General features: G+C 73.9%; 18 protein-coding genes. 6 read left to right on the top strand and 12 right to left on the bottom strand.

From position 1 onward, the window contains the following. Window positions 1–57: 57 nt before the first annotated feature. Complete coding sequence (locus tag ACH5A8_RS14300) at window positions 58–312, bottom strand: WhiB family transcriptional regulator (RefSeq protein WP_399001583.1); 255 nt, start codon at window positions 310–312, stop codon at window positions 58–60. 245 nt (window positions 313–557) lie between these two features. Here ACH5A8_RS14300 and ACH5A8_RS14295 point away from each other — a divergent pair, with 245 nt between their 5' ends. Beyond that, complete coding sequence (locus ACH5A8_RS14295) at window positions 558–1,865, top strand: MFS transporter (protein WP_399001581.1); 1,308 nt, start codon at window positions 558–560, stop codon at window positions 1,863–1,865. Between the two features lie 51 nt (window positions 1,866–1,916). Here the strand turns inward: ACH5A8_RS14295 and ACH5A8_RS14290 are convergent, their stop codons facing one another. From ACH5A8_RS14290 to ACH5A8_RS14280, 3 genes are all read right to left on the bottom strand, one after another. Next, on the bottom strand, window positions 1,917–2,369 hold the full coding sequence (locus ACH5A8_RS14290) for a cyclic nucleotide-binding domain-containing protein (RefSeq protein WP_399001579.1): 453 nt from the start codon (window positions 2,367–2,369) through the stop codon (window positions 1,917–1,919). A 349-nt stretch (window positions 2,370–2,718) separates the two neighbouring features. After that, window positions 2,719–4,194 (bottom strand): aminotransferase class I/II-fold pyridoxal phosphate-dependent enzyme, encoded by a 1,476-nt coding sequence (locus ACH5A8_RS14285; protein WP_399001577.1) that lies wholly within the window; start codon window positions 4,192–4,194, stop codon window positions 2,719–2,721. A gap of 83 nt (window positions 4,195–4,277) precedes the next feature. Beyond that, a complete protein-coding gene (locus ACH5A8_RS14280) occupies window positions 4,278–4,499 on the bottom strand; it encodes a 3-deoxy-D-manno-octulosonic acid transferase (RefSeq protein ID WP_399001575.1) in 222 nt (73 codons plus the stop codon). Window positions 4,500–4,735: 236 nt separating this feature from the next. On the opposite strand from ACH5A8_RS14280, the gene ACH5A8_RS14275 reads away from it, so the two are divergent. The 5 genes from ACH5A8_RS14275 to ACH5A8_RS14255 all read left to right on the top strand — a co-directional run bounded on the left by ACH5A8_RS14275 (window position 4,736) and on the right by ACH5A8_RS14255 (window position 8,120). Next, window positions 4,736–5,182 (top strand): ATP-binding protein, encoded by a 447-nt coding sequence (locus tag ACH5A8_RS14275; RefSeq protein ID WP_399001573.1) that lies wholly within the window; start codon window positions 4,736–4,738, stop codon window positions 5,180–5,182. A gap of 252 nt (window positions 5,183–5,434) precedes the next feature. Continuing rightward, window positions 5,435–6,334, top strand: coding sequence for a SigB/SigF/SigG family RNA polymerase sigma factor (locus ACH5A8_RS14270; RefSeq protein WP_399001571.1), 900 nt, complete (start codon window positions 5,435–5,437; stop codon window positions 6,332–6,334). Window positions 6,335–6,376: 42 nt separating this feature from the next. After that, complete coding sequence (locus ACH5A8_RS14265; protein ID WP_399001569.1) at window positions 6,377–6,646, top strand: DUF5133 domain-containing protein; 270 nt, start codon at window positions 6,377–6,379, stop codon at window positions 6,644–6,646. Window positions 6,647–6,817: 171 nt separating this feature from the next. Beyond that, window positions 6,818–7,651, top strand: a complete 834-nt coding sequence (locus ACH5A8_RS14260) for a DUF1206 domain-containing protein (protein ID WP_399001567.1) — start codon at window positions 6,818–6,820, stop codon at window positions 7,649–7,651. A gap of 28 nt (window positions 7,652–7,679) precedes the next feature. Then, window positions 7,680–8,120 (top strand): hypothetical protein, encoded by a 441-nt coding sequence (locus ACH5A8_RS14255; RefSeq protein ID WP_399001565.1) that lies wholly within the window; start codon window positions 7,680–7,682, stop codon window positions 8,118–8,120. Between the two features lie 36 nt (window positions 8,121–8,156). On the opposite strand, the gene ACH5A8_RS14250 is transcribed toward ACH5A8_RS14255, so the two are convergent. From ACH5A8_RS14250 to ACH5A8_RS14215, 8 genes are all read right to left on the bottom strand, one after another. Beyond that, the gene (locus ACH5A8_RS14250) at window positions 8,157–10,379 is read right to left on the bottom strand and encodes an FUSC family protein (RefSeq protein WP_399002376.1); all 2,223 of its coding nucleotides are present in this window, start codon (window positions 10,377–10,379) and stop codon (window positions 8,157–8,159) included. 145 nt (window positions 10,380–10,524) lie between these two features. Beyond that, window positions 10,525–11,898 carry an NAD(P)/FAD-dependent oxidoreductase gene (locus ACH5A8_RS14245; RefSeq protein ID WP_399001563.1) on the bottom strand — a complete coding sequence of 458 codons (1,374 nt, stop codon included), beginning with the start codon at window positions 11,896–11,898 and terminating at the stop codon, window positions 10,525–10,527. A gap of 320 nt (window positions 11,899–12,218) precedes the next feature. After that, entirely contained in the window at window positions 12,219–13,985 is a 1,767-nt protein-coding gene (locus ACH5A8_RS14240) for a PP2C family protein-serine/threonine phosphatase (protein ID WP_399001561.1), read from the bottom strand. Continuing rightward, window positions 13,982–15,124, bottom strand: a complete 1,143-nt coding sequence (locus ACH5A8_RS14235; protein ID WP_399001559.1) for a SpoIIE family protein phosphatase — start codon at window positions 15,122–15,124, stop codon at window positions 13,982–13,984. The genes ACH5A8_RS14240 and ACH5A8_RS14235 overlap by 4 nt, the downstream gene beginning before the upstream one ends. Before the next feature lie 828 nt (window positions 15,125–15,952). Further along, the gene (locus ACH5A8_RS14230; protein ID WP_399001557.1) at window positions 15,953–16,384 is read right to left on the bottom strand and encodes an STAS domain-containing protein; all 432 of its coding nucleotides are present in this window, start codon (window positions 16,382–16,384) and stop codon (window positions 15,953–15,955) included. A 120-nt stretch (window positions 16,385–16,504) separates the two neighbouring features. Next, window positions 16,505–17,389, bottom strand: coding sequence for an SDR family oxidoreductase (locus tag ACH5A8_RS14225; protein ID WP_399001555.1), 885 nt, complete (start codon window positions 17,387–17,389; stop codon window positions 16,505–16,507). 97 nt (window positions 17,390–17,486) lie between these two features. Next, window positions 17,487–19,931, bottom strand: a complete 2,445-nt coding sequence (locus tag ACH5A8_RS14220) for a SpoIIE family protein phosphatase (protein WP_399001553.1) — start codon at window positions 19,929–19,931, stop codon at window positions 17,487–17,489. Window positions 19,932–19,968: 37 nt separating this feature from the next. Continuing rightward, window positions 19,969–23,532: HAMP domain-containing protein (locus ACH5A8_RS14215; RefSeq protein ID WP_399001552.1), on the bottom strand; the 3,564-nt coding region annotated here is incomplete at its 5' end.

Below are 23,532 nucleotides of genomic sequence, written 5' to 3'. Positions count from 1 at the left end.
GCGGGGCGGATTTACCAACAGCGTCCGGTCCTCCGGGCGGGGCCCCGACGTGCGCGGTCAGCCCGAGCGCCTGCGGGCGGCGGCCCGCCGCCGTTTCAGCGCGCGCCGCTCGGTCTCGCTCGTGCCGCCCCAGACGCCGATGGCCTGGTCCGTGTCCAGCGCCCACTCGAGACACTGCTCCTGGACGGGACAGCGACGGCACACCGTCTTGGCCTGCTCGGTCTGCATCAGCGCCGGACCCGTGGTGCCGATGGGGAAGAAGAGGTCGGGGTCCTCCTGGCGGCACGCGGCGTGGTCTCGCCAGTTGTCCATGAGAAGTCACCTGCGATCGAAAGTCGTCCGTGCCCTGAAAAGTGCGTACCCGGCTTCGGGTCACCGACCGCGACGGTGCGAAACCGTGCGGAAGCGCACGCCGCCGACCTTCGCAGAATCCGCACAGGCGCACCGCCGCGCCCGCACTCCCGCCTGTCCGCTTCCCGAGCGCCGGTTCCAGCGGCACAGCCGGTACTGCGATAGTGAACTCCGACAAAAAGATGTAACGAGCAACCAGGAAGCCCGTGGACACCAGCGAGACCACCGACAGCAGCGCCGAACCCCGGGCGGACGGTCCGGAACCGGCCGGAGCCGAGCGGCGCGGCTGGCGCCGCTGGGCCATGGACACCCGCCCGCTGCGGCGCCCCGCCTACCGCAGGCTGTGGTCCTCGACCATCGTCACCGCGGTCGGCAGCCAGCTCACCGCCGTCGCCGTGCCCAAGCAGATCTACGACATCACCGGCTCCTCGGCGTGGGTGGGCTACGCCAGCCTCGCCGGCCTGGTGCCGATGGTCGTGTTCGCGCTGTGGGGCGGCGCCGTCGCCGACACCGTGGACCGCCGCAAGCTGCTCCTGGTCACCAACATCGGCATCGCCGTCACCTCGCTGCTGTTCTGGGCGCAGGCGGTCACCGGACTGGACTCGGTGGCGGTGCTGATGGTGCTGCTCGCCCTCCAGCAGGCCTTCTTCGGGCTGAACTCCCCGGCCCGCAACGCCTCCATCGCCCGTCTGGTCCCCGAGCACGAGCTCCCCGCCGCCAACGCGCTGGGGTCGACCGTGATGCAGACCGGCCTCGTCGCCGGACCGCTGCTCGCCGGCGCGCTCATACCCGTCATCGGGCTGCCCGAGCTGTACCTGATCGACGCCGTGGCCCTGTGCGCCACGGTCTGGGCCGTGGTGCGGCTGCCGGCGCTGCCGCCCCTGGCGGGTTCCGCCGCCCGCCGCGCCGGCGTGCGCGAGATCGCCGCCGGGTTCCGCTACATCTCGGGCCACAAGGTGCTGCTGCTGTCCTTCCTCGCCGACATCATCGCCATGGTCTTCGGCATGCCGCGCGCCCTCTTCCCGCAGCTCGCCGCCGAGACGTACGCCTCCTGGGGCGAGGGCCGGGCGCTGGGTCTGCTGTTCGCGGCCATCCCCATCGGCGCGGTGATCGGCGGCCTGCTCTCCGGCACCTTCTCCCGGGCCCGCCGGCACGGCTGGATGGTCATCGGCGCGGTCGTGGCCTGGGGGGTGGCCGTCGCCGGGTTCGGGGCGAGCCGCAACCTGTGGATCGCCGTCGCCTTCCTGGCCGCCGCGGGCGTGGCCGACATGGTCTCCATGGTCTTCCGCGGGGCGATCCTGCTGTCCGCCGCCACCGACGAGATGCGCGGCCGGATGCAGGGCGTCTTCACGGTGGTCGTCGCGGGCGGTCCGCGTCTGGCCGACGTGCTGCACGGCACGGCCGGCTCCGCCTTCGGACCGCGCGCGGCCGTCGCCGGCGGCGGGCTGCTCGTCGTCGTGCTGACGCTGGGACTGGCGGCGGCGGTGCCGGCGCTGCGCCGCTACCGCGTCTGACGGCCGCGGCGTCCCGCGCCGCGGTGCGGGACGCGGGCGCCCGCCGGAGGCCTACAGGCCGCGGCGCGGGATCGTGTACTGCTCCAGGAGGCGGCCGCGGGTCAGTTCCAGCCGGTGGGCGAGGATCTCGGCCACGGTCCGCACCAGGGACAGGCCGAGCAGCGGGTCCTCCACGGACAGCGCCAGCACCGCGGGCCCGTCGAACTCGTAGGCCCGCACCTGGCTGAAGGCCTCCGCCCCGAAGTCCCACCGGTACGGCGGGAACAGCCAGGACCAGCCGAGCAGGTCGCCGGCGCCGAGGCCGGCCACGGTCACCCGGCGGGTGGGCGTGACCTGCTGGTCGAGGTGGACGGCGCCGGTGCGGACGACCCAGAACCGGTCGGCGGTGCCGCCCGCCTCGAAGATCCTCGTGTCCTCCGGGAAGGACACCTCCTTCGCGAGCTCCATCAGACGTTCGCGCTGCTTGTGGGGGAGGGCGGTCAGCAGTTTTATCGCTTTGGTCATGACCCGGGGCTCCTCGCAGACGATCGGTTCCGCGGATGTGCCTACGCCCATTTCAGCCGCTGCGAGCGCCCCGGGCACCTCGGCGGAGCGACGCGCTTCCTACGGGGCCGTGCCGCCCGCGCTCCCGGCGGCCGGCGGGCCGCCGGACGGCGCGTCCGGCGGCGTCCGGGAAACCGCACGAGGGCAGGAAAAAGCCCTGGCTGGACGGGGGAAGCCAGCCAGGGCCGTATGCGGCGGCGTACGGGGGATTCTTCGGTTCGACCCCGTCGCCGCTTATGGATGAACCGTAAACCATCTCCGGCCGTTTCTCGCAGCCGGGACGGGTTCACGTGACCGGTTTCACTCGCTTTCACCCGGCATCCGACACCACTCTGACCGTCTCCAGTCGAGGATCGCTCGGGTCAGGGAGGTTCATGCCCGCGGCCAGGCCGCTGGTCAGATAGCGCAGCACGGGCTCCGTGAGGCGCTCGCCCGGCAGGACCGCCGGGATGCCGGGCGGGTACGGCGTGATGATCTCGGCCGCGATCCGTCCGGCGGCCTCGCCCGTGGGCACGTTCTCGGCCGGTCCGAAGAAGGCGTCCCGCGGCAGCAGTGCCTGCGTCATGCGCAGCCCGGACGGGGCCGGCACGTCGACCCGAGGGCCGTCGGCGAGCCCCGGCGCCGCACCGGCCAGGTCCTTCAGCGCGGCCAGCAGCTCGGCGGCCGTCTCCTGGTCGTCGCCGTGGGTGATCTGCGCGCCGATCCGGCGGTGGTCGGTCAGGTGAGCGTCCAGGTTCCGGTGCTCGCGCAGCCAGTCGGCGGCCCGGTACCCGGTGATCCGGAGCCCGGTGACGTCGATGACGACGGGCAGCGGGTCGAAGTCGTCGGCGAGGCCGGGGCCGCAGAAGTCGTCCCGGTCGTCGACGTGCAGACCGTCGATCTCCTCGATGGCCGACCGCACCCGCCCCGCCAGCTCCAGCGCGCCGCCCATGACCTCCGGGCCGCGCAGGGCCATCTGGCGCCGCCAGCCGTCCAGCCCGGCGTAGATGAGCGCCGAGGGGCTGGTCGTGCCCAGCAGGTCCGCGCGCGTCTTGAGCAGCTCCGGCGGGACCAGGTCGCCCCGCAGGTGGAACACCGAGCCCTGCTCCAGTCCGCTGCCCATCTTGTGGATGCTCGTCACACAGATGTCGGCGCCCGCGTCCATCGCCCAGGACGGCAGATCCGGGTGGAACGGAAGGTGCGCGCCCCACGCCTCGTCCACGATCAGCGGCACCCCGCGCCGGTGGCAGACCTCGGCGACCGACCGCAGGTCGGCGCAGGCTCCGTAGGGGGTCGGGCTGGTGATCAGCGCGCCCTTCGCGTCCGGGTGCGCGGCGAAGGCCCGCTCGAAGTCCTCGGCCGACGGAGGGTGGGCGAGGTGCCGCTCCGCGTCCCAGCGCGGGTCCACCCAGACGGGTTCGATGCCGGACAGGACCAGGCCGGAGGCGACCGACTTGTGCGCGTCCCGCCCGATCAGCAGTTTCTCGTGCGGGCCCGCCACCGCCAGCATCGCCGCCTTCACCGACAGGGAACTGCCGCACGTGGTGAAGAAGGTGTGGTCGGCGTGGACGGCGTCCGCCATCAGCTCCTCGGCCCGCTGGAGCACGCGGCCCCGCATGAGCCGGTCGTCCAGGCCGCCCGAGGCCAGCACGTCGCCGAGGAAGACCGCGTCGCCGAGGACCTCGCGCACCGCCGGGTCCGCGCCGCGGGCCTGCTTGTGCCCGGGTGGGGTGAAGGAGAGCCGGCCGTCGCGGCGGTAGTCGACGAGTGCTTCCAGGACCGGGGCTCGGGTGTGATCGACAGCCATGCCCTGGCGCGTATCCCGGCCCGCGGCTTTCATGCCGCGGGCCGACGGCGGCGCGGCGCCCTCCGGGTGCGCCGGGCGGCCGGTCAGCCGTGCCCGTCGTGCCTGCCGGGGGTGAGGATCTCGTCCAGCACCCGCCCGACCGCCTCGTAGGCGAGCACCCGTCCGGCGGCCTCCCCGGCCCGGTCCGGATCGTCCGTCCCGAGGCTGTCGCGGCGGCCGCGCCACCGGCGCTCCTCCTCCTCGGCGCAGGCCCTGGCCCGCTGGATCCGGCGCAACAGCTCGTCTGAGTCCACGACTTCGGTCATGCGGTACGCGTACCCGCTCGCCGCGCTCCGATGGCCCCCGGGGCGACGCCTCTTCCCCGGGCACGGGGATGTTTCGGGGGGCCCGCCAGGGCTAGCCGGACAGGGAGAACCGAACGGCGCGTCGGCCTTCCACCGCGTCGGCGGCCACCGCGCCGGCCCGCCCTGAGGTTCTCCGCACAGCGGTCTCCACCTTCGGTCTCCATCACATCGGCCTTCACCACGCTGGGAGCGATGAGATGTGCGATAAGCACAGGACCACACCCGTAGTCGAGGCGCCCTTGGGCGCGGGCCTGCCGGGGCGGCGCGGACCGTGCGAACCGGCCGACGCCCGCCGGGCGGTGGAACGCGTGATCAATGAGTGCTGCGTGGCCCGCCACGCCCCGTGCGACGCGCACGCCGTCTCCGACGCCCAGCTCGTCGCCTCCGAACTCACCACCAACGCCATCCTGCACGGCGGCGGCGTGACCGACTTCCACGTCGACGTCGTCGGGCCCGGCGTCCGCGTCTGCGTGAGCGACCGCAGCGACCGGCTGCCGGTGGCCCGGCCGTCCGTGGACCGGGAGGGCCGGCGTCCGGTCGGCGGCCGCGGCTGGCCGATCGTGTGCCGGCTGGCGCGGGACGTGGAGGTCTGCGACCTGCCGTCCGGAGGCAAGTGCATCAGCGTCGTGGTCCCCCTGAACTGAGGCTTCCGTCCGGCCGTCACCGCCCGTGACCAGGTGCGCGGCGCGCTCGACCGGGTGGAGCGTTGCCCGCTGCAAAGAATCGGGTGAAGCGGAGTTTGTCGCTCCTGCGCCCGGGCAGACGGAATTTCGTGCTTCGGACCGGAGGCGCGCCAGCGGGAGCGGTACGGCTGCTCCAAAGGCACCCCGGTGAACCGGAGAGCCCGCACCTCCCGCGGTACATCCCTGAAACCACCCGTTCAGGAGCGATTCCGCATGCTCATCGATATGTCGACAAGCCGTCCCGGCGCCCCCGAAGACCAGACCGTCGACCGGACCACGACCGACCCGACCGCCGCACCCGCTCCCACCCGCCGCCCGCACGACGACGCGCCCGACACCGCCGCCCTCTTCCGGCGCCTGGCCGGACTGGAGGACGGTCCCGAACGCGACTGCGTCCGCGACGAGCTCGTGACCGCGTGGCTGCCCATGGCCCACCGCATCGCCGGCCGCTTCCGCGACCGCGGGGAGTCGATCGAGGATCTCCGGCAGGTCGCGGCGCTCGGGCTGGTCAAGGCGATCGACCGGTTCGACCCGGACCGCGGCGCCTTCGAGAGTTACGCCGTGCCGACCATCACCGGCGAGGTCAAGCGGCACTTCCGCGACCGGATGTGGGCGCTGAGGGTGCCCCGTCGCGTCCAGGAGCTGCGCAACAAGGTGCGTGTGGCGCGCCGCGAGCTCACCCAGAACCCCGGCAGCCCCGAGCCCTCCGTCGCCGACGTCGCCGCCCACACCGGACTGACCGAGGAGGAGGTCAACACCGGCATGGAGGCGCTGGACAGCTTCAGCACCCTGTCCCTGGACGCCGAGATGTCCACCGGTGCGGACGGCTACAGCCTCGCGGACACCCTCGGCGCCGCCGACTCCTCCTACGACGTCGTCGTGGACCGGGAGTCCGCCAAGGAAGGGCTGCGCAGGCTTCCCGAACGCGAACGGGCCATCCTCTACATGCGTTTCTTCGAGGACATGACCCAAAGCCGTATCGCCGACCGGCTGGGCATCTCCCAGATGCACGTCTCCCGGCTGATCAGCCGCAGCTGCGCCCGCGTCCGGGACGAGGTGCTGGCGGAGCGGTCGAACCGGCGCGGCAACGGGCCCCGCACCGCGGCCTTCTGAACGATCCCCGCACGACCACCCATGGAGAGTGACCGAGTGTTGATGCCCCACCCCGAGTTCCTGCGCAAGCTCGTGGACGAGTACGAGACGGCGCTGGCCGAGGACACCGCGACCGCGGCGGCCGGCCGGAACACCCGAGCGCAGGACCTTGCCTACACCTTGTGCGTGTCCACCGGCACCCGCGACGTGGGAGCGGCCCTGGAGGCGGCCCGCCGCATGCTCGCGGCCGCCGGTGCAGGCGCCGGCGCCGGTGAGCGGCGGATGCCCGCCCGCCGCCCAGGCGTCACCGCGCCCGCCCCGGTCCCCGCCTGACCGGCAGGCCGGGGCCTGCGGGGCCCGGCCGCACCCGCTGCCCGTACGCGCCACGACGCGCGTACGGGCAGCGTCGTGTCCGGGCGGCGGGCGGCGCGGCGCACCGGCGGTCGTACGGCGCGGGACGAGTGCCGGGCCGCCGTCGGGGCATCCGCAGATCCGGAGGTGGCGATGGAGACGAGTGCCATGGTCCGTCCCGGGCGGACGGCCGCCCGGCGGGCGGCGAGGGGTTCGGTGACGGAAGGGGCCGCGCGGGCCGGACTGGCCGCGCGCGGTGTGATCTACCTGCTGGTCGGGGTGCTGGCGCTGCGCGTGGCCTTCGGCGACGGCGACCGGCAGGCCGACCGCAGCGGCGCGCTGGCCGCGATCGCGGACAAGCCGTTCGGCGCCGTGCTGCTGTGGGCGCTGGGGGCCGGGCTGGCCGGCATGGTGCTGTGGCGGCTGTCGGAGGCCGTGTTCGGATCCGCCGGGCCGGACGGGCGCAAGCCGCGCAAGCGGCTGCTGGCGGTGGTCCGCTGCCTGTTCTACGTCTCCGGCGCCTGGTCCGTGCTGTCGTTCGCGGCGGGCTCCGGCGGCGGCCGGTCGAGCGACCGGCAGTCGAGGGACCTGACGGCCAGGGCCCTGGCCGTGCCCGCCGGGCAGTGGCTCGTCGGCGCCGTGGGGGTCGGCATCGCGATAGCGGGCGTGTGGACCGGCGTCCAGGCGGTGCGGCGTCACTACCGCAAGCACCTCAAGACCGGCGAGCTGTCCTCGCGGGCCCGCCGCCTGGTCGACGTCACGGGGGTCGGCGGCGGCGCCGCGCGCGGACTGGTGTTCGCCGCCGCCGGGGCCTTCGCGGTGCGGGCCGCCGTCGACTACCGGCCCGAGAAGGCCAAGGGCCTGGACGACACGCTGCGCTCGCTGGCCGGAACCCCGGTCGGGCCCTGGCTGCTGGTACTGGTCGCGGCCGGTCTGGTGCTCTTCGGACTGTTCTCCTTCGCATTGGCCCGCTGGCGTCGCGTCTGACGTCGCCCGGGCGGGGAACACGGAGCAGATGAACGAGAACGAGCTTCCGCCCGAGGACCGGGCCGTGGAGGTGTATCTCGACCTTCTGCGAGTCCGGATGCCCGAAGAGGACTACGAACTCCTGCTCACCGTCGTCGACCCCGTCCTGCAGGCCATCCAGGAACAGGGCGAGCAGGGTGTGCCGACCGCGGACTTCCCGCTGGACGGCCCCCAGTCGCAGGGGCTGCCCCAGGAGATACGGGACGAGGCCGCCCTGGTCATCGCCACCGCCGTCACCGGCAGACTGGACAACGAGCTGGTCGTCCTGGACATCGAGGAGACCGGCCCGGTCCGGGTCGTCACCGACGCCGCGACCGCCTCGGACCCCGCCCGCCTCACCGAGATCGCCGACTACATCCGCGACCGCCACCGGGACACCGAGGAACTGCGGGGCATCGCCGAGGCGAGCGACCTGCCCACCGACTTCTGACCGGTCCCGCCCGGCACCGCGCACGGCCCGCCCACGTCACCGTTTCGGCGTGGGCACCCGTATCCCCAGCGGCCGGGCCAGGCCCGCCACCGACTCGTCCAGGCGCTGCAGATGGCGCAGCACGCGGTCGGTGATCCGGCCGTAGCGGGGCGTGCCGGGCACACCGCCCGTCTCCAGCAGGGACGCGATGCTCGGCCCCGTCTCGATCTCCGCCCCGGAGTGCTCGTCCGTCACATGCGCGGTGAGCGCCGCGATGTTGTGGGTGATCCGCGCGCAGGCCCGGCGCAGCCGCGGATCCGCCGCGATCGAGGGATGGGTGGGCAGCAGTTCCGCGGTCGCGGCCAGCGAACGCGCGTGGTAGGCGCAGGTCTCCAGCAGCGCCAGAAGGTACTGGGCGGTGTCGCGCCGCGCCCGCAGCGGGGTGATCGGGTGCGTCAGCGGCTGGACCGCCGAGCGCAGGTCGCTCAGCGCCTGGTCCAGGTCACGGGCCTGGTCGAGCAGGTCCGTCTCCGGTCCGCCGCTCAGCTGCTCGACGGCCGCCCCGGTGACGTCGGCGAGCCGTTCCAGCACCGTCACCAGCAGTTCGTTCGTGCGCCGGTCGGTGCGCACCGGCAGCACCACCGCGGCCGCGATGATCCCGCAGGCCGCGCCCAGCGCCGTCTCCTCGATGCGCAGCACCAGCACCGCGAGGCTGTAGGTGTGCAGCAGCGTGTAGAGCAGTCCCAGCGCCGCGGTGACGAAGAACGACATCAGCGTGTACGACAGCGGCGCCGTGTAGAACATCGCGAAGACGAACACCAGCACCAGCCCCAGCGCCGGCCAGGTGTGCGGACCGACCAGACCCGCCAGCACGATGCCGGCCACCACGCCGAGCACGGTGCCCAGCAGCCTGCGGTAGCCCTTGACCAGGATCTCGCCCGTGGAGGAGGTGTTGATGAAGACGATCCAGCAGGTCAGCACCGCCCAGTACCAGCGCTGGCTGGAGAGGAACTCGCCGCCGACGATGGCCAGGGACGAACCCAGCGCCACCTGCACCGCGGCACGCGTGGTGGGCCGCCGCAGCCCAGCGGCGGCCTGGGCCGGCTCCCGCTCGTCCGCCTCGGCGCCCTCGATGGCGGCGTCCTCGGCGTCCAGTTCCTCCCGCGACCGGGTCGTGGCCGGCGTGTCGTCGGACTCGTCCTGCGGCCCGTCCAGCGCCACCCTGAGCCCCAGGACCGCCCGCGCCGTCTCGCCGATCCCGCGGAAGACGTCCTGCACGGCGGCCGAGGCGGGCGGCAGGTTCTCCTCGTCGCGGTAGCCCAGCAGCCGGTTGCGCACATGCGGCATCGCCGTTCCGCCGCCCGCCCCGACGGGCCGCAGCACCAGCATCCGCAGCGCCCGCAGATCGCGGCGCACCGTGTCCGTGGCCTCCTCCCGCACCGGCAGCCGGACGCCCGAGGGCAGCGGCGCGCCGGGCAGATGGAGGGTCAGCGTGTCGGCCCGTTCGCTGCTGCGGGCGCTCAGCAGCAGCAGTCCGAGCCGCTCGACGGCGATCTCGGCGCCCGCGATGCGCCGCTGCACCAGGCGCGCCACGGACTCGTCCGAGGTGCCCTCCTGGAGCCGGCCCTGGATCATGAGCGCCGTCTCGTGCAGGCGGGCGGTGCGCCGGCGCACCGTCTCCAGCACCTTGTCCACCTCGTCGGGCCCGGCGTCCAGCAGCTCCAGCTGCGCGGACACCAGCTGGGCCAGGCGCACCCGGAACGCCTCGCGCAGCCGTTCGAGCACGCCCGCCGGGGTCTCGTAGACGATCACGAAGCGGACCAGGGCGCTGCACGCGAAGGCGACCGTGAGGACGAGATACAGCCCCGGCAGCGTCGCGGGCGTCGCGCCGACGAACAGCGACATGAAGTAGATCTGGAAGCCGATCAGACCGAGCGCGTTGCCCCGGTCCCCGAACCGGCGGCCGTAGACCGCGCTGAAGATCACCAGGACGAAGAAGATGTCGCCGACCACCACGCGGGAGTTCAGCAGCGCGCCCAGCGACACCGACACCAGTGCCACCGGCAGGCAGAGCGCGAGGGTGACCGCCTGCCGGGAACGCGCCTTCTCCCGGATGGCGAAGGTGGCCGCCATCGACGCGATCGCGCCGGCCACCAGATGCGGCACCGGTGCGTGCAGCGCGCCGAGGACCATCAGCGTCAACGCGATCGAACCGGCCGTCCGGGACCCCGCGGCCAGCCGCAGCAGCCCGGGATCGAACGCCGTGACGCGATCCCGCAGCCGTGCCCAGACCGACCCATCAGCTGCACTCACGCCGTCGTACTCTCTCCCGGTCCTCGATGATCCGCTTCCCCAGCATCGCACGCGCCCGCCACGGCCCCGCCGCCCGTCGCGGCCGGCCGTGGCGGGCGTGCCCCGCCCGGCGTCACAGCGCCCGCGACCGGGCCTTCTCGACGTGCTCGCGCACCTGCTCCTTCGTCAGGTACGCGTCGGTGTACTCGAAGTCCTTCAGCTTGGCGGGCTTGCGGGCCTGGAAGCCGGTGCGCACGAAGTCGTCGCCGGCGACCGCGTTGAGCAGCCAGTTCGTCGCCACCCGGGTCTTGGCCACATTGGTGCGCAGCGCCGCCAGATGGTAGCCCCGGGCCACCGCCTGGGCGGGCACCCCGTGCAGCTCCACGCCCAGCGGCTTGGACACCGCGTCCGAGCCGCCCAGGTCCACGACGAGCCCCAGGTCCTTGTGCTCGTAGGGCCGCATGGGTCGGCCGCGCAGCGCCGCGATGACGTTCTCCGCGACCGCCTTGCCCTGCCGCGAGGCGTGCTGCGCGGTCGGCGGGCACACCGCGCCGTCGCCCTTGGCGAGGTCCGGCACGGCCGCCGAGTCGCCGACGGCGAACACCCCGTCGTGGCCGGGCAGGCACATGTCGGCGTTGACCGCGAGACGCCCCTTGACGGTCTCCGCGTCCAGCGTGGCGATCAGCGGACTGGCCACCACGCCCGCCGTCCAGATCAGGGTGCGGGTGGGCACCACCCGGCCGTCGGTGAAGGTGACCTCCTCCTCGCCGGCCTTGGCGACGGACACACCCAGGGACACCTCGATGCCCCGTCGGCGCAGCACCTCCAGGGCACTGCGCCCCAGCTTGTCGCCGAGCTCCGGCATCAGCTTCGGCGCGATGTCGATCAGGTGCCACTTGATGAGCGCCGGGTCCAGCCGGGGGTAGCGCCGGACCGCGGCGTGCGTCAGACGCTGCAGGCAGGCGGCCGTCTCGGTGCCGGCGTAGCCGCCGCCGACCACCACGAACTGCAGCCGCGAGGCGCGCTCGGCGGGGTCCTCGCTGGCGTCGGCCAGGTCCAGCTGCGAGATGACGTGGTCGCGGATGTAGGCGGCCTCCGCGAGGGTCTTCATGCCGAACGCGTGGTCCGTCAGCCCCGGGATGTCGAACGTACGGGTGATGCTGCCGGGGGCCAGCACGATGTAGTCGTACGGCTCGTTCACGATGCGGTCGGTGATGGTGCGGATGACGCAGACCTTGGCCCTCAGGTCCACGCCGATCGCGCCGCCCGGGATGATCCGGGTGCGGTACTTCTGGCTGCGCCGCAGGGAGACGGCGATCGACTGGGGCGTCAGCACGCCCGAGGCGACCTGCGGCAGCAGCGGCAGATAGAGCTGGTAGGCGAACGGCGCCACCAGGGTGACGTCGGCCTCGTGGGGGGAGAGCCTGCGTTCCAGACGGCGGACGCAGTCCACTCCGGCGAAGCCTGCGCCAACCACCAGGATCCTGGGTCGTGTCACGGTGTTCATTCCCTTCTGCGGCTCCGGGCGGTCTGCCTCGACCTCATGCGCCTGCCCCTGGACCGCTGCTTTCGCACCTCGTCGCTCCCGCCGTGCCGTCGCGCCGACGCCTCGGCCGGGCACGGCGGCCGGACCCGGCGGGCCGGACACACGCGTCGGTCACCACCATGCCCCGCTCGGGCCGGGAGCGCACGGCACGGCCACGACCGGCCGCACCGTACGCCGCCGCCCGGCGGGTCCGCGTGTCCGCAGGGGTGGGTTCCCGGGATCGGGTGCCCTATGGCGGCGATGATCCGCCCGGTGGACGAGACCGTGCGTGCGCGCGCCGGTCAGCGGTGGGCGGACACCCGCGTCGACGCGATCCGTTCCGGCCGCGCCCCGCCGACGAGGTGGCACAGCAGCAGGCACACGTCGTCGTCGCGTTCGGAGTCGCTCAGCATCGGCTCCAGGACCCGGTCGGCCGCGCGCTCCAGATCGGCGTCCGGCTCCGTCGGGCCGAAGGCGCCGAGGGCCGCCGCCAGCCGCTCGATGCCGGGGTCTATGCCCCGCTCGCGCCGCTCCACCAGACCGTCGGTGTAGAGCGCCAGCGTCGAGCCGGGGGGCAGGCGCACGGTGTGGTCGCCGATCTCCTGGCGCAGCGGTATGCCGAGCATCGCGCCCGGCTTGTCGTCCAGCACCCGCACCCGCCCGTCCGGCGTCCGCACGACCGGCGGCGGATGCCCCGCTGCGGCCCAGGTGACCTCGGGATCGCCCGGCCGGAAACGGGCGATGACCGCGGTGGCGAACAGGTCGGGCTGCAGATGGTGCAGGAAGTCGTGCAGCCGGGTCAGCAGCCGGCCGGGGCTGCCGCCGTCCACGGCGTAGGCGCGCAGCGCGGTGCGCAGCTGGCTCATCATCACGGCCGCGTGCAGCCCGTGCCCGGTGACGTCGCCGATCACCGTGATCAGGCTCCCGTCGGGCTGCCGGAAGGCGTCGTACCAGTCGCCGCCGATGTTCAGCCCGCGGGTGGCCGGGAGGTAGCGCGCCGCCAGCGCCAGGCCGGGCGGGGCGGGCAGCTCGGTGAGCAGCGCCCGCTGCAGCGTCTCGGCGATGTCCCTGTTGCGCTCGAAGCGTCGGGCGTTGTCGAGGGCGGTGCTGGCCCGCCGGGTCAGCTCGATCAGCATGACCGCGTCGTCGGGGTCCCAGCGCGCGCCGGGCGGCGACAGCGTCAGCACGCCGAGCGGGGCCCGCCGCGTGGGGAGCGGGACGCACAGCAGCGGGCGCGTCGGGTCCAGCGCGGACGGCGGCCGGTCCTCGACCCCGGGCAGACGTCCGGGATGGTCGGCGGAGTACTGGGCCCGGCCGGTGCGTGCGGCCAGCACCGCCGCCGCCGGCGGCGGCGACGACCGGCCCCGCTCGTCCTCGTCGTCGAACAGCCATACGTCGACGCTGCCCGCGTACCGGGGCACCAGCAGCTCCGGCAGCCGGCGCACGATCTCCTCGTGGTTGAGCGAGGCCGTCAGCACCGCGCTGGCGTCCGCCAGGAACATCAGCCTGCGCCGGGCGTCCTCCGCCTCGGTGCGCGCCTTGCGTTCGGCGGCGAAGGCCTCGCGCTGGGCCCGGCCGGCCGCGTCGAGCTCGGCGTGCAGCACCAGGACGCCCTGGTTGGTCTGGTGCAGCTCCTCACGGTGCGCGGCGACCAGCTCCTCCTGCTCGGCGAGTCTGTCCAGCGCCAGCGCGGTGTCCTCGTCGGCGCCCAGCAGCGCCTCCGCCAGGGAGGCCGGGTCGTCCGGAGCCTCCTCGTCCGGCCCGATCGCGACCGGGGCCCCGGCGCAGGCGACCGACGTCCGCCAGGGTGGTTCGCCGGCGGCGCTCGCCTCCAGGTCCGGGGTCAGCGTGACCCGTACGAGTCCCTCGTCCTCGCCGTGTCCGGGGCCGTCCAGGACGAGCCGCCAGGTGCCGCCCTTGGTCAGGCACTGCCGCAGCCGGGCGCTGAGGGCGGTGGTCAGCCGTGTGCGGTCCAGCGTCGGCACCCCGTACGCGGCGGCCAGGCGGGCCGTGGCGATGCGGGCCCGGGCCGCGTCGGTGACGGTGCTGATCCGCCAGGCGCGTGTCATGGGCGCTCCGGCAAGGTCGGGGCGAGCACGATCACGGTGGTGTCGTCCCGCACCGGCCGGTCCGTGCCGCAGGCGTCGCGGACGGTCACGGCGGCCGTGACCGCCGGGTCGGCCGTCGGCAGACCGGGTTCGGCGGGCGGTGTCCAGCGGCTGGGCAGGCCGCCGCTGTGCAGGACCAGCATCCGGTCGGGAGCCCAGGCCGCCTCCGTCCCGGGCGGCGTCGCCGGCCGGTGCCCGCCCACGACGCCGGGCCGGGACGGCAGGGGACGCCAGTGATCGCCCTCGCGCAGCCGCGCTCCCACGTCGCCGACCCCGGCGAACCGCAGAAGCCCGGCGCGCACATCGAGCTGGGCCACCGCGACGGCCGCCCCCCGGGTGCCCCGCAGCACCGTGTCGAGCCGCCGCAGCAGTTCGGCCGGCGCGAGGTGGGCCAAGCGGTCCAGCGCCTCGACGGCCGCGCTGGAGGCACGGGCGGCCTCCGGCCCGTGGCCGAGGCCGTCCGCCAGCATCAGCGTCAGCCGGTCACCGGACCGTACCCAGCCCCAGGCGTCACCCGAGTGGTCCTCGCCCGTGCGGGGGATGCCGACCCCGCCCGCCCGTACGGCGCCGGCCGCGCCGTGTCCGGTGCCCTCGGTGGCGTGCCCGCCGGTCTCGGTGCCCGGCCCGGTGTTCCCGGAGGCGTGGGTCTCGGACTCGGTGGCGGGTCCGTCGGTCCGGGCGGCGGCGCCGATCCGGGCCAGCGCCACCGTGCCCCGGCCCGGCGTGCTGTGCAGCCGGAACTCGTCGGCGAGGCGCAGACAGGTGCCGAGTCCCGCGCCGAGCGACCGGGCCGTCGAGTAGCCGTCACGCAGGGCGGCGGACACGTCGGCCATCCCCGGCCCGTCGTCGACCGCCAGGATCTGCACGACCGGGCCCCGCTGTCCGCCCTCCCGGGCCACGGGCGGGGGGACGACCTCGACGAGGATCCGGCCTCCGCGCGTGTGCTTGAGCAGATTGGTGGCGAGTTCGGACGCCACCAGCGCGGCGGCGTCGGCCCGCCGCTCGTCCAGTCCCGCCGTCGCCGCGGCGTCCTCGGCGGCGACCCGGGCGTCGTGCGCCCGCGCGGTCTCGTGCACCGGCACGTCCCACACCCGCGGCATCAGGGCTCCTCCCGGGGACGCGCCGGCCGGACCGTCCAGGACGGCACGGCGACCGCGGCACCCCGGCGGCCGGCGGCGCAGCCGACGCGGCCGGGCACGGAGCCGACGCGGCAGGGGACGGAGCCGACGCGGCGGGGCACGGCGTCAGCGCGAAGGCCGTGCCGTGACCGGCCGGCCGCGCCCGGGGCCTCCCGGCGCACGGCGCCCGCGCCGCCGCCTCGGCCGGTGCCGAGGTCATGGGCGGGCGCGGTGCCCGCGCTCCGACCGCGTTCCGGCCGACGGGCCTCGCCCGGGCCCTCCCGGCGCGTGCGGCCTCCGGCCGGCGCGCGTTCGGCGGTGGCGCCGCCGGGACCCTCGCCGCCGAAGCCCGGCCGGAGACCGGACACCAGCCCGTAGATCACCTGTGCCGCCTCCGTCCGTTCCGTCTCTTCGTGCACCAGCGCCTAGGCGGTCGGGTTCGCCCGCCGAGGCGTCCTGGTCCGGTCCGACCCACCGGTCCACCACGCTCGGCCCGGGTCACCGCCCGCCTGACGTGCGGCGGCACCCGTGCGGGAGCCGTGTGCGAACCGGTCGGCAGCCCAAGAACTCCGCCGTCCGCCGCCGTCCCCATCATGGACTTCCCGCACGGGCGTCGCCGGGAGGCCGCGCAGGGCCCCGGCCGCCGACGAGCCGTCAGGCGCCCACAGCCGGCCGTCACCGTGGCGGGACAGGGCCGGGACCACCGCGGGACCGGGCCAGGGCGGGGGGAGACGGCCGGACCCACGGTGCCCTGAGGCTTTCGGCCGACGGTTCCGGCCGAAAGCCTCAGGGCACCGCTCCGCGGAAGGCTCAGGCCTGCCGCTCCGTCGGCTCCGCCTCCTCGGCGTACTGTTCGGGCGGGCCGGGCCGCCCGTCCGGCTGCCGGTCGACCAGCGCCAGCGCCTCGTCCGCGGTGTCGGAGACCGGCACCGTGATGCTGACCCCGGTCAGGTCGAGGATCCGCCGCACGGCCGGCGTCGGCGCGATGATGTGCACGCTGCCCGGCCGGTCGCGGACCTCCTGGTACGCCCGCAGGATGATGTTCATGCCGGAGGAGTCCATGAAGGGGACCCCGGTGAGATCCAGCAGGAAGTGCCGCCTGCCGTGGTGGAGCTGATTGGCCAGATGGGCCTGCAACTCGGTCGCCGTGTCGACGTCCAGGTAGCCCTCGACCGTGAGCAGGGCGACATCCTCCCGAGGGACGGTGACCTCGACGGACAACGGGTTCTGGGCAATGGGCACGAGTACCTCCAACGAGAGCTGACGGCCGGAACGGGCCACCGTGTCGACGACACGCTGACCCGCACCGCGCACCCGCGCCTACCCCTGATTCAATCGCTCATGCCCGGCCGCCCGGAGACCTCACGGCAGCGGCGTGCCGCCGGTGGCGTTGAGGACCTCGGCCGTGATGTAGCTCGCGCGCTGCGAGGCGAGGAAGACGTAGGCCGGCGCCATCTCCGCGGGCTGGGCCGGACGGCCGAGCGGCGCCTGCTTGCCGAACTCCCGCGTGTCCGGCATCGTCGCCGGGATCAGCGGAGTCCACACCGGCCCCGGGGCGACCGCGTTCACGCGGATCCCGTCCCCGGCCACCATCTGCGCCAGCCCCTGGGTGAAGGTCACGATGGCGCCCTTGGTGGTCGCGTAGTCCAGCAGGTGCGGGCTCGGCTTGTACGCCTGCACCGACGTCGTGTTGATGATCGAGGAACCGGGCCGCATGTGCGGCAGCGCCATCTTGCACAGCCAGAACATGCCGTACAGATTGGTGCGCACCACCCGGTCGAACTGCTCGGTGGAGATGGCGCCGATGCCCTCCGGCTGCGACATCTGGTACGCCGCGTTGTTGACCAGCACGTCGATGCGGCCGAACTCGGCGACCGCCCGGTCCACCAGCTCGCGGCACTGCCGCTCCTCGCGGATGTCGCACGCCACCGGCACCGCCGTGCGCCCGGCCTCCTCCACCAGCCGCGCCGTCTCCCGGGCGTCCTTCTCCTCCTCGGGCAGGTGGGTGAAGACCACGTCGGCGCCCTCGCGGGCGAAGGCCAGCGCCACCGCCCGGCCGATGCCCGAGTCGCCGCCGGTCAGCAGCGCCGCCCGGTCGGTGAGCAGACCGCTGCCCCGGTACGACTCCTCGCCGTGGTCCGGCGGGGGGTCCATCGGCCCGGTCCAGCCCGGGTGCTCCTGGCCCTGCTGCGGGAAGTCGGGCTGCGGGTGCCGGGTCGTCGGGTCCTGCGGCCGGTCGTCTGACATGGTGCACCTTTCGTCTGCGGGGCAACTGCCGCCGACTTCAAGTGCCCCGGCGCGTGCGGCGCACACCCGGCGAACGGGTGAGATCCGCACGCGCGCCTCAGGCCACCCTTATGCCCACGATGCAGGTGTCGTCGTCCGTGTCCGACCGGCTGTAGGTCAGCAGCCGGTCCAGCTGCTGGTCCAGTGTCTTGGGCGCGGAGCGGGCCGTGGTCAGCAGATGCGTCAGCGACTCCTCCACGGACCGGTCCCGGCGCTCGATCAGACCGTCGGTGTACATCAGCAGCGTGTCCTCCGGCGCGAACTGCACCTCCGCCTCCTCGTAGACGGCCTCCGGCACCGCGCCCAGCAGCATGCCCTTGACCAGCGGCAGCGGAGCCGCCTCCGCACCGCGCACCACCACGGGCGGCAGATGACCCGCCCGCGCCCAGCGCAGCACGCGCCGCTCGGGGTCGTACAGCGCGCAGACCGCGGTCGCGGTGACCGCGCCGGTGAGATGGTGCGCCACGATGTTCAGCCACGACAGCAGCTGGCCCGGACCGGCGCCGGTCACGGCGAGCCCGCGCAGCGCGTTGCGCAGCACCACCATGCTGGTCGCGGCCTCGATGCCGTGCCCGGCCACGTCGCCCACGCACAGCAGCACCGGACCGGACGGCAGCACCACCGTGTCGTACCAGTCGCCGCCCACCAGCTGCTCGGTCTCCGCCGGGCGGTAGCGCACCGCGACCTCCAGGCCGGACACCTTCAGCGGCGCCTGCGTCGGCGGCATGATGGCGTGCTGCAGCTGAAGGGTCAGCCGGTTGCGCTCGGTCGCCTGCTGCTCGGTGTGGGCGAGCTGGTCCCGGGTGGCGGCGAGCGCGACCTCCGTCCAGTGCTGCGCGGAGATGTCCTGATAGGCCCCGCGCACCACGAACAGCCGGCCGTCGGTGTCCAGCACCGGCTCGGCGACCACGCGGATGTGCCGGGTCACGCCGTCGGGCCGCTGCAGCCGGAACGCCGCCGAGGCCGGCCTGCGCTGGTTCAGCACCGTGCGCAGGAACCGGCCGAGGGCCACCGCGTCGTCCGGGTGGGCGTGCGCGGGCAGCTCCTCCAGCGGCACCGGCGTGCTCGTCGGCGCCCGCCCGTACAGGTGGAACAACTGGTCGTTCCAGGTGATCTCGCTGGTCAGCAGGTTCTCCTCGAAGCCGCCGATGCGGCCGAGGCGCTGGGCGTGCTGGAGCAGGCTCGCCAGGCGTGCCGTCTCGTCCTCGATGCGCCAGATCAGCAGCACGCTGTTGCCGTGCCGGCTGATGCTGATGTCCGCCACCGCCGACAGGGACACCTGGTCCACCAGCGCGGTCAGCTGCATGCGGTGCGCCCGGAACGCCTCACCGGTGGCGTACACCCGCTCCACGCGCTGGAACAACTCGCTCTTGCCGGCGGCCATCGGGTAGGCCTCCAGCAGCAGGGCGCCGCTGACCACCGCGCGGGACCGGCCCGCCGGGTCCAGGAAACGGCTGTTGACGTGCTGGATCCGGAAGTCGACCAGCTGGCCCGAGCCGTCGATGTGCGGCACCAGGACGAGCGCCGGGTCGTGCAGCCCGTCGGCGAGGTCCATCAGCTCGGCGGCGTCCGGCAGGACCCTCGGCTCGTGCCCCACGTCATGACGCGGGGCGTACGTCTCCAGCGTGTGCGCGCACAGCTCGGCCAGCGCGTCGACCTGACGGACGACCTGCGGCGACTGCGGCTCGAGCGGTCCCGGCCAGGCGATCTCCAGCACTCCGTGGATGCGGCCCCCGGTGCCCGCGGGTACCGCCACCCGGCCTCCGTCCGGGTGCACGTGCCGGCCGATGGTGGGCAGCCCGGTCTCGGCCAGCGACGCGAACCACTGGCCGGTGCGCTCGGTCAGCCCCCGGCGCGCCACGGTGGCCACCTCCGGCGGCACATAACGCCACCGGGCGGCCTCCGCAGGGGAGAAGCCGGCGCTGCCGGCCAGGGTCAGCGACCCGTCCGCGCCCGCCGCCCACACGGCGACGGCCACCGCGCCGAGGGGGCGCAGCGCGTGCTCCAGCAGCGAGTCGGCCACGGCCTGCGTGTCGTCGGCGGCCAGCGCCCCGCTCTCGGCGGCGCGCAGCCGTACGGCGGCCGCGTCGCGTTCGGGCGCGCCCGCGGCGGCGGCGAGGAAGGCGTCGGTGACCTCCGACACCCGGTCGCGGGCCGCCTGGTTGATGACCTCGACCGCGAACTCCAGCGGCGACACGCCGGCCTGCTCGGCCAGTTCCGCCAGCTGCCGGGCGGCGTGGGCGGGGCCGCAGCCCAGGCGCTCGACCAGGATGCCCTTGGCCAGTTCGACCAGGGCCCGGCCCTCGGCCTCCGCCTGCGCCGTGCGCACCTCGCGGCGAAGCCGGTCCACCGTGGCGGCCAGCCTGCCCACCGGCGAGGTGGGGGAGACGCCCGCCAGGTCCGGGTGCGCCGGGTCCGCGGCCGCCGCCTGTGCGACGTGCGCGGACGGCTCCGGGCGCAGCTCGGCCCCAACCGGTTCGCGCGGCTGCTCGGTCGTGCTCACGATGCGGTTGCTCCTCGGCCGGAAGACGTTCGTGTGCTCACGCGGACAGCCAGCGCCGGACGCAGGCGATCAGGTCGTGGGTGTCCACGGGCTTGGTGACGTAGTCGCTCGCGCCTGAGGACAGGGACTTCTCCCGGTCGCCCGGCATCGCCTTCGCGGTGACGGCGATGATGGGCAGCCCGGCGTACTGCGGCAGCTTGCGGATCTCGGCCGTGGCCGTGTACCCGTCCATCTCCGGCATCATCACGTCCATCAGCACCAGCGCGATGTCGGGGTGGGCCAGCAGCGTCTCGATGCCCTTGCGGCCGTTCTCCGCGTGCAGCACCCGGAAGCCGTACAGCTCCAGGATCCCGCTGAGCGCGAAGAGGTTGCGCGCGTCGTCGTCGACGACGAGGACCGTACGGCCCTGGAAGAGGCCGTCGACCGGCGGCGCGAGCTCCTGCGGCTCCTCGGAGCGCACCAGCGACAGCACGTCGCCCGGCTCCTCGGCCGACAGGTGCAGGGCGATCCGCTCGCGCAGCTCGTCCAGGCTGGACAGGAACTCCAGGGAGCCGTCGTCCCGGTGCGAGCGCAGCGCCTCCGAGCGGGCCACGTCGGGCCGGTTGCCGCTGTGGATCAGCACCGGCACGCCGGCCAGGGCGGAGTCGCCGGCGAGCGCCCGCAGGAAGTGGGACGCCTCGCCCTCGGGCATGTCGAGGTCCAGGACCACGCAGTGGCACGGCTCGGCGGCCAGCGCGCCCGCCGCCTCCTGGGCTCCCACGGCGGTGATGACGTCCACCGCGGGCAGCGCGACGCCGTCGTCCGGGCTGTGCCGGGCCAGGTCCGCGACCACGCTCTCGGCGACCAGCGTCAGCAGGCCGCGAGAGCGCTCCTCCACGACGAGCAGCCGGCGCGGTCGCTGCCGTGCCGGGCCCGCCGACGGAGCGACGGCGACGGGGTCCGCGGCGGCGGCCAGTTCGGCCGGCATGCGCTCGGCGGACCGCCCGGCGAGGAGCGTCTGCTCGAAGTCGGGGCGGGCCACCGGGAGGAACAACGTGAAGGTGCTGCCCCGGCCGGGGGCGCTGTCCACCACGACGGCGCCGCCGAGCAGATGGGCGATCTCCCGGGTGATGGACAGGCCCAGTCCGGTGCCTCCGTACTTGCGGCTCGTGGTGCCGTCCGCCTGCTGGAACGCGCCGAAGATGGACTCCAGGTGCCGCTCGGGGATGCCGATGCCGGTGTCCTTCACCCGGAACGCCACGACCGCGCCGCCCCGCACGACCCCCTCGGGGACCTCCTCGTCCGCCGCGGGCTCGATGGACAGCTCCACACAGCCCTGCTCGGTGAACTTCACCGCGTTGGACAGCAGGTTGCGCAGGATCTGCCGCAGCCGGGAGTCGTCGGTGAACAGATCGGCGGGGGCGCCGGTCGCCGTGTGGACGCCGAACTCCAGGCCCTTCTGGGTGGTCATCGGCCGGAACGTGGCCTCGACGTACTCGATGAGCCGGCTCAGCGGCACCCGCTCCGGGGTGACGTCCATCTTGCCGGCCTCGACCTTCGACAGGTCCAGGATGTCGTTGATCAGCTGGAGCAGGTCGCTGCCGGCCGAGTGGATGATGCCCGCGTACTCGACCTGCTTGGGGGTGAGGTTGCGCGAGGGGTTCTGGGCGAGCAGCTGGGCGAGGATGAGCAGGCTGTTGAGCGGGGTGCGCAGCTCGTGGCTCATGTTCGCCAGGAACTCCGACTTGTACTTCGAGGCGAGCGACAGCTGCTGGGCGCGGGCCTCCAGCTCCTGCCGCGCCTGCTCGATCTGCAGGTTCTTCGCCTCGATGTCGCGGTTCTGGGTCGCCAGCAGCGAGGCCTTGTCCTCCAACTCGGCGTTGGAGCGCTGCAGTTCGTCCTGCTGGGCCTGGAGTTCGGCCGAACGGGCCTGGAGTTCGGCCGTCAGCCGCTGCGACTCGTCCAGCAGCTCGTCGGTACGGGCGTTCGCCACGATCGTGTTGACGTTGACGCCGAGGGTCTCCCGCAGCTGCTCCAGGAAGTCCCGGTGGATCGGAGTGAACGCGGTGACCGAGGCCAGTTCGATGACGCCGAGGACCTGGTCCTCGAAGAGGATGGGCAGCAGCACCAGCGCGCTGGGCACGGCCCGGCCGAGCCCTGAGGTGATGGTGACGTAGCCCGGGGGCAGCTCGTCGACGGTGATGGTACGGCGGCTGCGGGCGGCCTGGCCGACCAGCGAGCGGCCGAAGGAGAAGCGGGTGGGCCGCTCGTCGTCGTCCGGCCTGCCGTAGGAGCCGACCAGGCGCAGCTCGGGGCCGCGCTCGCCGTCCTCGGCGAGGTAGAACGCGCCGTACTGGGCCGACACCAGCGGCGTCAGCTCCTCCATGATCAGCTCGGCGACCACCGGCAGGTCGCGGTGGCCCTGCATCAGGCCGGAGATCCGCGCCAGGTTCGTCTTGAGCCAGTCCTGCTCCTGGTTGGCCCGGGTGGTCTCGCGCAGGGACTCCACCATGGAGTTGATGTTGTCCTTGAGCTCGGCGACCTCGCCGGAGGCCTCGACGGTGATCGACCGGGTCAGGTCGCCCTCCGCCACGGCGCTGGCCACCGCGCCGATCGCCCGCACCTGGCGGGTCAGGTTGCCGGCCAGCTCGTTGACGTTCTCGGTGAGCCGCTTCCAGGTGCCCGAGACGCCCTCCACCTCGGCCTGGCCGCCGAGGCGTCCTTCGGTGCCGACCTCGCGGGCGACGCGGGTGACCTCGTCTGCGAAGGCGGAGAGCTGGTCGACCATCGTGTTGATGGTGGTCTTCAGCTCCAGGATCTCGCCGCGGGCGTCGACGTCGATCTTCTTCGACAGGTCGCCCCGGGCCACCGCGGTCGTCACCAGCGCGATGTTGCGGACCTGGCCGGTGAGGTTGTTCGCCATCGAGTTGACGTTGTCGGTGAGGTCCTTCCACGTGCCCGCCACGTTCGGCACATGGGCCTGGCCGCCGAGGCGTCCCTCGGTGCCGACCTCGCGGGCGACGCGGGTGACCTCGTCGGCGAAGGCGGACAGCGTGTCCACCATCGTGTTGATCACGTCGGCCAGGGCCGCGACCTCGCCCTTGGCCTCCACGGTGATCTTGCGGGACAGGTCGCCGCGGGCCACGGCGGTGGCGACCTGGGCGATGGAGCGGACCTGACCGGTCAGGTTCGACGCCATCACGTTGACGTTGTCGGTGAGGTCCTTCCAGGTGCCGGAGACGCCCTTCACGTCGGCCTGGCCGCCGAGGCGTCCTTCGGTGCCGACCTCGCGGGCGACGCGGGTGACCTCGTCGGCGAAGGCGGAGAGCTGGTCGACCATCGTGTTCATGGTGTTCTTCAGCTCGAGGATCTCGCCGCGCGCGTCCACGGTGATCTTCTGCGACAGGTCGCCCTCGGCCACCGCGGTCGCCACCTGGGCGACGTTGCGGACCTGGCTGGTGAGGTTGCCCGCCATCGAGTTCACCGAGTCGGTGAGGTCCCGCCAGGTGCCCTTGACGCCCTTGACGTCGGCCTGGCCGCCGAGGCGTCCTTCGGTGCCGACCTCGCGGGCGACGCGGGTGACCTCGTCGGCGAAGGCGGAGAGCTGGTCGACCATCGTGTT

The organism is Streptomyces sp. NPDC018610 (genome assembly GCF_044391765.1).
In the GTDB taxonomy this organism is placed as follows: Bacteria; Actinomycetota; Actinomycetes; order Streptomycetales; family Streptomycetaceae; genus Streptomyces.
The sequence above is the reverse complement of the archived record's forward strand: the minus strand, read 5'-3'. Positions and strand labels throughout refer to the sequence as shown.

Bases quoted from the DNA above. Each gene is read 5' to 3' on its own strand.
- ACH5A8_RS14300 (WP_399001583.1), bottom strand. From the start codon at position 312: ATGGACAACTGGCGAGACCACGCCGCGTGCCGCCAGGAGGACCCCGAC.
- ACH5A8_RS14290 (WP_399001579.1), bottom strand. From the start codon at position 2,369: ATGACCAAAGCGATAAAACTGCTGACCGCCCTCCCCCACAAGCAGCGC.
- ACH5A8_RS14285 (WP_399001577.1), bottom strand. From the start codon at position 4,194: ATGGCTGTCGATCACACCCGAGCCCCGGTCCTGGAAGCACTCGTCGAC.
- ACH5A8_RS14280 (WP_399001575.1), bottom strand. From the start codon at position 4,499: ATGACCGAAGTCGTGGACTCAGACGAGCTGTTGCGCCGGATCCAGCGG.
- ACH5A8_RS14275 (WP_399001573.1), top strand. From the start codon at position 4,736: ATGTGCGATAAGCACAGGACCACACCCGTAGTCGAGGCGCCCTTGGGC.
- ACH5A8_RS14270 (WP_399001571.1), top strand. From the start codon at position 5,435: ATGCTCATCGATATGTCGACAAGCCGTCCCGGCGCCCCCGAAGACCAG.
- ACH5A8_RS14265 (WP_399001569.1), top strand. From the start codon at position 6,377: ATGCCCCACCCCGAGTTCCTGCGCAAGCTCGTGGACGAGTACGAGACG.
- ACH5A8_RS14260 (WP_399001567.1), top strand. From the start codon at position 6,818: ATGGAGACGAGTGCCATGGTCCGTCCCGGGCGGACGGCCGCCCGGCGG.
- ACH5A8_RS14255 (WP_399001565.1), top strand. From the start codon at position 7,680: ATGAACGAGAACGAGCTTCCGCCCGAGGACCGGGCCGTGGAGGTGTAT.
- ACH5A8_RS14245 (WP_399001563.1), bottom strand. From the start codon at position 11,898: ATGAACACCGTGACACGACCCAGGATCCTGGTGGTTGGCGCAGGCTTC.
- ACH5A8_RS14240 (WP_399001561.1), bottom strand. From the start codon at position 13,985: ATGACACGCGCCTGGCGGATCAGCACCGTCACCGACGCGGCCCGGGCC.
- ACH5A8_RS14235 (WP_399001559.1), bottom strand. From the start codon at position 15,124: ATGCCGCGGGTGTGGGACGTGCCGGTGCACGAGACCGCGCGGGCGCAC.
- ACH5A8_RS14225 (WP_399001555.1), bottom strand. From the start codon at position 17,389: ATGTCAGACGACCGGCCGCAGGACCCGACGACCCGGCACCCGCAGCCC.